The 2,622-nt window shown below is 65.9% G+C and carries 2 protein-coding genes; both read left to right on the top strand.

What is annotated here, in order from left to right; genetic code table 11:
- Positions 1-1,152: phosphonoacetate hydrolase (gene phnA / locus ACSFB7_RS37700; protein WP_435477431.1), on the top strand; the 1,152-nt coding region annotated here is incomplete at its 5' end.
- 28 nt (positions 1,153-1,180) lie between these two features.
- A partial coding sequence (phnY, locus tag ACSFB7_RS37695) for a phosphonoacetaldehyde dehydrogenase (RefSeq protein ID WP_435477430.1) occupies positions 1,181-2,622 on the top strand: 1,442 nt, incomplete at its 3' end.

The following is a 2,622-nucleotide window of genomic DNA, read 5'->3' as shown; positions in this document are numbered from 1 at the left end:
GACGGCAGCGAGCCGGCGTACCTGGATGCGGCCATCGCAGCGGGCGTGGCCCCGTACTTCGATCGCATGCGCACCTCGGGCGCCAACCTGCTGGCCGACTGCGTGGTGCCCTCGTTCACCAACCCGAACAACCTGTCCATCGTGACCGGCGTGCCCCCGGCCGTGCACGGCATCTGCGGCAACTACTTCTTCGACCGCGAACTGGGCCAGGAAGTCATGATGAACGACCCCAAGTACCTGCGCGCAGGCACCGTGCTGGCTGCCTTTGCCGATGCCGGCGCCAAGGTGGCCGTGGTCACCGCCAAGGACAAGCTGCGCAAGCTGCTGGGCCACCGCATGAAGGGCATCTGCTTCTCGTCCGAGAAGTCGGACCAGGTGACGATGGAAGAAAACGGCATCGACAACGTGCTCGACATGGTCGGCATGCCCGTGCCCTCGGTCTACAGCGCGGAGCTGTCCGAGTTCGTCTTCGCCTCGGGCGTCAAGCTGATGGAGTCGCGTCGCCCCGACCTCATGTACCTGTCGACCACCGACTACGTGCAGCACAAGGCCGCGCCCGGCAGCCCGGCCGCCAATGCCTTCTACGCCATGATGGACCGCTACCTGGCGCAGCTCGATGCACTGGGCGCCACCATCGTCGTCACCGCCGACCACGGCATGAACGACAAGCACGCAACCGATGGTTCGCCCAACGTCATCTACCTGCAGGACGTGCTCGACGAGTGGTACGGCAAAGATCTGGCCCGCGTGATCCTGCCGATCACTGACCCGTACGTGGTGCATCACGGCGCCCTCGGCTCCTTCGCCACCGTGTACGCCCCCGACGAAGCCCGCGTGCCCGGCTGGATCGACCGCCTGCAGCGCGTGCCCGGCATGGAACTCGTGCTCTCGCGCAAGGACGCGGCCGCGCGCTTCGAGCTGCCGCCCGACCGCATCGGCGACATCGTGGTCGTGAGCGAGCAGAGCACCGTCATCGGTACCTCGGCCAGCCGGCATGACCTGTCCGCGCTGGAAGTGCCGCTGCGCTCGCATGGCGGTGTGTCGGAGCAGCGCGTGCCGCTCATCTGCAACCGCCCGGTCACCGGCATTGCTGCCAGTCGGCGCTTGCGCAACTTCGATGCGCTCGACATTGCGCTGAACCACGCCCAATAACGAAATCGCCTTCCGGAGCAAGCACCCCATGAGCCAAGCCATCCTGAAGCCAGGCACCGTCCACCGCGAAGCGCTGCGCATCGCCGGCGAGCGCGTTCACCGCGACCGCACGATCGAGGTCACCTACCCCTACACCGGCGAAGTGATCGCCACCGTGCCCAAGGCCACGCTGGACGACGTGCGCAACGCCTTGCGCATCGCCCGCGACTACAAGTCCACGCTCACCCGCTACGAGCGCTACAAGATCCTCATGCGCGCCGGCGAGATCATTGCCTCGCGCCTGGACGAGATCTCGCGCACCATCACGCTCGAATCGGGCCTCTCGCGCAAGGACTCGCTGTACGAGGTGGGACGCGCCTCCGACGTGCTGCTGTTCGCCGCCAACCAGGCGCTGGTGGACGACGGCCAGGTGTTCTCCTGCGACCTCACGCACCACGGCAAGAGCCGCAAGGTCTATACGCTGCGCGAGCCGCTCCTGGGCGCCATCACCGCCATCACCCCGTTCAACCATCCGCTGAACCAGGTGATCCACAAGGTGGCGCCGGCCATTGCGACGAACAACCGCATCGTCCTGAAGCCCAGCGAGAAGACGCCGCTGACGGCCTTCCTGCTGGCGGACATCCTGTACGAGGCGGGGCTGCCGCCGCAGATGCTGTCGGTGCTCACGGGCGATCCGGCCGAGATTGCCGACGAACTGCTCACGAATGCCGACGTCGACCTGGTCACCTTCACCGGTGGCGTGCCCATCGGCAAGTACATCTCGGGCAAGGCGGTCTACAAGCGCCAGATCCTGGAGCTGGGGGGGAACGATCCGATCATCGTGATGGAAGACGCGGATGTGGAGGAAGCCGCCACGCTGGCAGCCAACGGTTCGTACAAGAACTCGGGCCAGCGCTGCACGGCGGTCAAACGCATGCTGGTGCATGAGTCGGTGGCGGACCAGTTCGTTGAGTTGCTGGTCGCCAAGACCCGCGCGCTGAAGTACGGCGACCCAATGGACCCGGACACCGACATGGGCACGGTGATCGACGAGGCTGCCGCCAAGCAGTTCGAGGCCGTAGTCAACGAAGCCATCGCAGCCGGTGCGAAGCTGCGCTACGGCAACGAGCGCAGGGGCGCGCTGTATTCGCCGACGGTGCTGGACCACGTGGACCCCGAGATGACGGTAGCCAAGCACGAGACCTTCGGGCCGGTCTCGCCGGTGATCCGCTTCAAGACCATCGAAGAAGCCATCCGCATCTCCAACGGCACGGCCTATGGTTTGTCGTCGGCGGTCTGCACCAACCGGCTGGACTACATCACGCGCTTCATTCGCGAGCTGAACGTGGGCAGCGTCAACGTGCGCGAGGTGCCCGGCTACCGGCTGGAGCTGACGCCCTTCGGCGGCATCAAGGACTCGGGCCTGGGCTACAAGGAAGGCGTGCTCGAAGCCATGAAGAGCTTCACCAACTGCAAGACCTATTCGCTGCC

The sequence above is a fragment of the Variovorax raffinosi genome (assembly GCF_051216615.1).
Lineage (GTDB): Bacteria > Pseudomonadota > Gammaproteobacteria > Burkholderiales > Burkholderiaceae_C > Variovorax.
The sequence above is the reverse complement of the archived record's forward strand: the minus strand, read 5'-3'. Positions and strand labels throughout refer to the sequence as shown.